Here is a 6728-nt window from a genome sequence, read left to right as displayed (position 1 = left end):
GATTCCAAAGATTCCAAAGATTCCAAAGATTCCAAAGATTCCAAAGATTCCAAAGATTCCAAAGATTCCAAAGATTCCAAAGATTCCAAAGATTCCAAAGATATATTAGAGCAAATACTCTACTCTCAAACTATATTTCTATTTTCTTATTTGCTTTGATTACTTTTCATTATTATTGAACTATAGATTGTTCCACGTGGAACGTTAAATTGCTTTTGTGACCATTAAATAAAAAAAGCAGGATTACTCCTGCCTTTTATCACTACATAACATCCTTAGTCAGTGAACGTTACACGGGCAATTGCTTTTTTACCTGACTGGATAATGAAAGTACCGTTTTCTTTTACAGAGAAACCTGCATCAACAGCATTCCAGTCAACTTTTACTGCACCGCGAGCTACTGCATCTTTTGCTGCTGCTGCATTTGGATTTAGACCAGCTACACGTAGAATCGTGGCAATAAAGATTTCTCCACCAAACTCACCACGTGAAATAGTCACTTCTGGTGTGTCTTCTGGTACTTCACCTTCTGTAATAACGTTACCAGCACTTTTATGGGCATTAGCGGCAGCTTCTGCATCATGGAAACGTTCAACTAGCTCAAGTGCAAGAATACGTTTTACTTCTTGTGGATTACGACCAGCAGCAATTTCATCTAATAAAGTTTTGATCTCATCTAGAGATTTAAAGCTGAGTAAATCGAAATAGCGTTCAATTAAAGAATCAGGCATTGATAAAACTTTTTGGTACATTGCCCCTGGTGTATCAAACACACCAATATAGTTAGCTAAAGATTTAGACATTTTATTTACGCCATCTAAACCTTCTAGAATCGGCACAGTGATACACACTTGTGATTCTTGACCATAACGGCTTTGTAAAGTACGACCCATAAGTAAGTTAAAGGTCTGATCTGTACCGCCTAACTCAACGTCAGCTTCAAGTGCAATAGAGTCATAACCTTGAACTAAAGGATATAAAAACTCATGGATTGCAATTGGCTGATGGTTGCTATAACGCTTTGTAAAGTCATCACGCTCTAACATGCGAGATACAGTTTGTTGGCTTGCTAGCTGAATAAGATCAGCAGCAGACTTTTGATTAAACCATTCTGAGTTGAAACGTACTTTTGTTTTATTCGGATCTAATATTTTGAAAACTTGTTCTTGATAAGTTTTAGCGTTGGCTTCTACTTGTTCACGTGACAATGGCGGACGAGTTGCGCTTTTACCAGTTGGGTCACCAATCATAGCTGTATAGTCACCAATCAAGAAGGTAACTTCATGGCCCAAATCTTGGAAAGTTTTTAGTTTGTTAATAAGAACCGTATGTCCTAAATGTAAATCTGGTGCTGTAGGGTCGAAACCAGCTTTAATTTTAAGAGGACGATTCTCTTTGAGCTTTTTCAGTAAATCTTCTTCTGAAATAATTTCGTGCGTGCCTCGTTGGATGAGGGCAAGCTGTTCTTCGGCGGGCAAGAAATTTGACATCACAAAACCTAAACACATCAGTTATTCAATTTGTGCGATATACTAACATTTTTTCAGCGTCTTGCAGGGGAAGTTGCATATGAGCGCAATCTATATCGGCGTAATGACTGGCACTAGTATGGATGGTGTAGATATTGTTGCGGCTTCATTTGAGCCACTACAGCTTCATGCCACTCTTACAGTTCCATTTGAACCCGAGTTACGTGATGAGCTTATGTCGTTAACTTTACCTGATGACAATGAAATTGACCGCATGGGTAAAGCTGATGTTGCTTTAGCGCAGATGATTGGTCAGGGCATTAATCATCTAATTGAAAAAAACCAGTTAGATCGTAGTCAAATTAAAGCAATTGGTTCGCATGGACAAACCATTCGGCACCGTCCAGAACATGGGTTTACGTTACAAATTGGCGATCCAAATATCATTACTGAAATCACTCAGATTCCTGTTGTTTCAGATTTCCGTCGTAGAGATATGGCAGCAGGCGGTCAAGGTGCGCCATTGGTTCCGGCTTTCCATCAAGCACTATTTCAACATCCGAGTATTCATCGTGTGATTTTGAATTTGGGTGGTATTGCTAATGTGAGCATGTTGCCTGCCAATAATGCTGATGGCGTCTTTGGTTTTGATACAGGGCCTGCAAATATTTTGATGGATGCTTGGTGCCATCGCCATACAGGCCATCCATATGATGAAAATGGCGATTGGGCTGCCTATGGTCATCCTATTCGCTCTTTACTCGACCGTCTTCATGCGCATGAATATTTTTCTAAAGAACCACCTAAAAGTACGGGACGTGAAGACTTTAATCTTGACTGGTTAGATGATCAGTTAATCGATTGGCGTAATGATTTAACTTACGATGAGTTAGAAGATACACCTGAAAATATCCAAGCCACTTTATTAAAGCTTACTGTGCGTGCCATTCAAAAAGCGATTTATCGTTCTGAGATGGAAACAGGTGAAGTATATGTTTGTGGTGGTGGTGCTTATAACTCTTATTTATTAGAACAATTACGCTGGCGTCTTCGTAAGCACAATTGGTCTGTTCAACCTACAGATGTTTTAGGACTCTCCCCTACTTGGGTCGAAGCTACAGCATTTGCGTGGTTAGCAATGCGTTTTGTAAATGGTTTAAGTGGTAATTTGCCAGCAGTAACAGGTGCTTCGGATTTCAGAGTTCTAGGTACGATCACAGCGGTATAAAACTATTTGTTGATTTGATTGGTTAGATTCGACCTCATAGCACATTTACTGACCCGAAATGCTGTTATTTAAATGAGTATAAAAACTCATGATAAATGCCGACAAAAATAATTTAAGGCATGTTTTCATGGATCTGACTAAACGTATTCATCAATACACACGTGGGGCTTGGACATTCGATGTGATTGATTCAGGCCCTATAGATGGTCCACTCGTTGTTTTATTGCATGGTTTTCCAGAAACTGCTCATAGTTGGGAGCAAGCCTCCGAGTTATTGCATCAACATCAATTTAGAACGCTTGCGATTCATCAACGCGGTTATAGTTTAAATGCTAGTCCTCAAAGCCGCTTTCAATATTCACTGAGTGAACTTGTAGAAGATGTGGCAAGTTTAATTGAGCAGCTTGGCCAGCCAGTTTATTTAATTGGACATGACTGGGGTTCAGCAATCGCTTCGGGCGTTGCGATGAAATATCCACAATATATTCAACATCTCACTTTAGTTTCTGTTCCCCACCAAGCTGCTTTTTTAAGAGCCTGTTTAAGCAGCAGACAACTTTTTAAATCTTATTATTTTGCAATTTTTCAGCTACCGATTCTGCCCGAACTTTTATTTAAAAAGATACCTAAATTGGGCCGGAAGTTTCTTAAGTCATCAGGTATGACCGAAGAGCAAATTGCGATATTCGAGGCTGAGTTTATAGAAGAAAATAGATTAACTACGGCGTTAAATTGGTATCGTGGCTTTTTTTGGGACAAACCTCAAAATCCGTTTAAAGCAATAGATGTTCCTACTCTTTTTATTTGGGGTAAACATGATATTGCCGTTACAGAAAAAAGTGCCGAGCTAAACTCAGGTTATTTTAACAATAGTTATGATGCAGTTTTTATGGATGCGACGCATTGGATTCCATATCAGAATGCACCTGAACTGGTGCAATACTTTTTAGAATCTGTCCGTGAAAAATAATGATCTGACCAATAAAAAAACCTCTCCAAATAGAGAGGTTTTTTAAATTTTAAAATTCTTTTTAAATCGAGAACGAAGAACCACAACCACATGTTGTTGTTGCATTCGGGTTTTGGATAATAAAACGTGACCCTTCAAGACCTTCTACATAGTCAACCACTGAGCCAATTAAATATTGATAGCTAAGTGAGTCCACAAGCATTTTTACATCGCCATTTACAAATTCTGCATCATCTTCATTTACGCTTTCAGCAAAATTAAAGCCATATGAAAACCCTGAACACCCGCCTCCTGTTACATAGACACGTAACATGAGATCGTCATTCCCTTCACTATCACGGAGTTGGCGTACCTTATTGGCAGCATTATCTGTCAAAACTAGAGCTTGGGCATTCATGATGATTGTTCCTCGGATTTTGCTGTGCCTTTCAAAATAAAAAAGACCCTATATTGAGTATAGCATAATCAATATAGGGTCTGTCTTCGAAGTTTAAAGCCAATCTTGAGTATTTTTATCAAGATTATTTGTAATTTTCTTCCTGTAAACCACATTCGAAGTTTTTAGCATCTTGCTTACAACGGAATTGCCAAAGGAGTTTCATCATACGTTTATCGTACACACCACGTTGTGTAAGGTTAATTCGTGATTCACGCATGAGCTTTTGGTAACCCGGTTTATCTGCTGCTGGAACATCCATCCAGTATTTTTGTGGAATATCAGCTTTCATTTTACCCAAGATGGTAAAGGCACGTGGTAACTGACCCGAAACCCATTCTCTAGATTTCTGACCAAAACCAGCTGGGAACTTATCAGGACGGATAATAATATTTCCTGTCACCTGTAAAATCGGATAATTTACAATCGCGCCTTTTGTTCCTAAACCTTTTTGTAGTTCTAAAGGTTTAAATGCTGCTGCTGGCGCACCAATAATATCAACTTGATGATTATTAAATTTAGCACCGAAATTTGTTATATCTGCACTAACAGCCTGCGCCCCTACTTGCTGAACCATAATTTTTTGAGCTTCATCATAGTCAAGAACCGCAATTTTCTTTCCTGCGGCTTTCGCTACTGTATTGATGCTGCGATCGTTTACTAAAAGATAAGCATCACCAACTGGAATAACACCTACAACCTCATAGCGACCATTAACCATATATTTACTAAAAGTCGGACTCGCTAAACCTTGCATTATTTTTACAGCAAGCTTGAGGTCAGGAATGGCTCCGATCGCGTCTAATGATCCAGTAAATGAATTAAATTGACGACCACGCATCCCTGACACACTAATACCATCACATTTGCCTGCTTTAAAATCTTCAGCAATCACGGCTTCGTTTTGGTTTACTTTAAGTTCAATATCAGCTCCCCAGTTTTTAGCGGCAAGTTGATAATCCTTCATTAATGCATACACATCGCCATTTTTACCAACGAAGTCAAAAACACATACTGTTTGTTTAGCCTGAGCTGCAAAAGAAACTGTAGTAAGTCCCATCGCAAGTAATAGCATTTTGGAAAATTGCATATTCTTTTTCCTTTCCTTGTGGAGTTTTTGTTTTTCGATACCAAGAAATTTCACACCCATAAGGTATGAGTGGGATAGGCTTCATATAAAAAATCATGTTGAAGATATTTTTACGAATCCATTTTGCTTTTATGATTTTATTTCCATGAAAAATAGATAGCGATTGACCTATCTATTAGCAATTATTTTAATCACTCAAGTCCTTGATCCATTTTTATACCTTCATGTTTCCTTATGAAGTTTTTATCTAAATTTAGCTTAACGTCTTTCTAACTAACCACAATGGCAGAACTGACAGCACATATAAAACAAAAAGCCTAGAACTAGGTCTAGGCTTTCTGAAAGAAATTAAGGTTATTCACCAGGCATTGAACATTCAAAGTTAGCCTTGTCTACAGAACAACGTGCTTTTTTCAATACAGACATCATTCCTGCATCGTAAACACCGCGTTTAGTTAAGTCCATACGGCCATCACGCAACATTTTTTGATACTTAAGTTTATCTTCTGCACTTAAGTTCATTTTGTATTTGCCAGGAATTTGCGCTTCTAAACGGTTGATCATTGCAAAGTTCTTAGGCAACTGTTTAACAAACCAGTCACGAGATTTTTGACCAAAACCAGCTGGGAATTTATCAGAACGTAATACTAGATCTGCTGTAACGTGTAATACAGGGAAGTTCCACATTACACCGTTTGCACCTAAACCTTTATTTAACTCTAATGGTTTGTAAGCATAAGCAGGCGCACCTACCATATCTACCTGACCATTGTTAAATTTCGCAGCAAAGTTTGAAATATCAGAAAGAACCGCTTGAGCACCTACGCGTTGCACCATAATTTTTTGTGCATCGTCATAACCTAACACGGCGAATTTTTTACCCGCAGCTTTTTCAACAGAGTTGATGTTTTTGTCACGTACGAAAATAAATGCTGAACCTAGCGGAGAAATACCAGCAACTTCGTATTTTTTACCACCCATATTAGTGGTCATTTTTGCTGCATTACGCGCATCTAATACATAAGTAATTGCACGTTGAGCGATTTGGTTATTTGGAACACCGCCGAGTGAGTCGATAGATCCTGCGAATTTGTTATATTGGCGTGCACGCATTGCTGTCATTGCTACAGCATCACATTTGCCTGCTTTAAAATCATTATCAGCAACAGCCTCGTCCTGACGAGGAACTAAGTTAATTTCAGTACCCCAGCCTTTTGCAGCTAGAGCCCATTCTTCCATCATTTTATATGAGTCGCCTGCTTTTCCTAAGAGGTCGAATACACATACGGTACTCGCTGCTTGCGCTGAAGCAGAAAAACCAACAACAGAAGCGGCAGCCATAGCAAGTACGATTTTTTTCATTTTCTTTATCCTTCCACGGAACAGATTTTTTGTTTGAAGTTTCCTTTCAAAGACAGATATTAATCATGTTTTTTAGAAAAAAATAGAGCATTTACTCAATTTTTTTTATTCCTTCAGATCATTGTTTGTCAGACACAAATTATTTATTAGTAAGAAAAATAGCTGATTTTACG

6 protein-coding genes are annotated in these 6728 nt (G+C 38.4%); 2 read left to right on the top strand and 4 right to left on the bottom strand.

Annotated elements, in window-relative coordinates:
• Nucleotides 1–275: 275 nt before the first annotated feature.
• Nucleotides 276–1508: a tyrosine--tRNA ligase gene (gene tyrS / locus F935_RS15480; RefSeq protein WP_080645633.1), complete on the bottom strand. Its 1233-nt coding sequence runs from the start codon at nt 1506–1508 to the stop codon at nt 276–278.
• A gap of 61 nt (nt 1509–1569) precedes the next feature.
• Here tyrS and F935_RS15475 point away from each other — a divergent pair, with 61 nt between their 5' ends.
• Together F935_RS15475 and F935_RS15470 are read left to right on the top strand one after the other, a co-directional pair.
• A complete protein-coding gene (locus F935_RS15475) occupies nt 1570–2697 on the top strand; it encodes an anhydro-N-acetylmuramic acid kinase (protein WP_016139744.1) in 1128 nt (375 codons plus the stop codon).
• Between the two features lie 127 nt (nt 2698–2824).
• On the top strand, nt 2825–3667 hold the full coding sequence (locus tag F935_RS15470; protein WP_016139743.1) for an alpha/beta fold hydrolase: 843 nt from the start codon (nt 2825–2827) through the stop codon (nt 3665–3667).
• Nucleotides 3668–3728: 61 nt separating this feature from the next.
• Here the strand turns inward: F935_RS15470 and erpA are convergent, their stop codons facing one another.
• The 3 genes from erpA to F935_RS18760 form a co-directional block, all read right to left on the bottom strand.
• Nucleotides 3729–4064 (bottom strand): iron-sulfur cluster insertion protein ErpA, encoded by a 336-nt coding sequence (erpA, locus tag F935_RS15465; protein WP_003656048.1) that lies wholly within the window; start codon nt 4062–4064, stop codon nt 3729–3731.
• A 124-nt stretch (nt 4065–4188) separates the two neighbouring features.
• A complete protein-coding gene (locus tag F935_RS15460) occupies nt 4189–5193 on the bottom strand; it encodes a putative solute-binding protein (protein WP_016139742.1) in 1005 nt (334 codons plus the stop codon).
• A gap of 354 nt (nt 5194–5547) precedes the next feature.
• Nucleotides 5548–6555, bottom strand: coding sequence for a putative solute-binding protein (locus F935_RS18760; RefSeq protein WP_003656045.1), 1008 nt, complete (start codon nt 6553–6555; stop codon nt 5548–5550).
• Between the last annotated feature and the right edge of the window lie 173 nt (nt 6556–6728).

The sequence above is a fragment of the Acinetobacter calcoaceticus ANC 3811 genome (assembly GCF_000399665.1).
Lineage (GTDB): Bacteria > Pseudomonadota > Gammaproteobacteria > Pseudomonadales > Moraxellaceae > Acinetobacter > Acinetobacter calcoaceticus_B.
This window is presented reverse-complemented; position numbering and strand designations above follow the sequence as displayed.

Bases quoted from the DNA above. Each gene is read 5' to 3' on its own strand.
- tyrS (WP_080645633.1), bottom strand. From the start codon at position 1,508: ATGTGTTTAGGTTTTGTGATGTCAAATTTCTTGCCCGCCGAAGAACAG.
- F935_RS15475 (WP_016139744.1), top strand. From the start codon at position 1,570: ATGAGCGCAATCTATATCGGCGTAATGACTGGCACTAGTATGGATGGT.
- F935_RS15470 (WP_016139743.1), top strand. From the start codon at position 2,825: ATGGATCTGACTAAACGTATTCATCAATACACACGTGGGGCTTGGACA.
- erpA (WP_003656048.1), bottom strand. From the start codon at position 4,064: ATGAATGCCCAAGCTCTAGTTTTGACAGATAATGCTGCCAATAAGGTA.
- F935_RS15460 (WP_016139742.1), bottom strand. From the start codon at position 5,193: ATGCAATTTTCCAAAATGCTATTACTTGCGATGGGACTTACTACAGTT.
- F935_RS18760 (WP_003656045.1), bottom strand. From the start codon at position 6,555: ATGAAAAAAATCGTACTTGCTATGGCTGCCGCTTCTGTTGTTGGTTTT.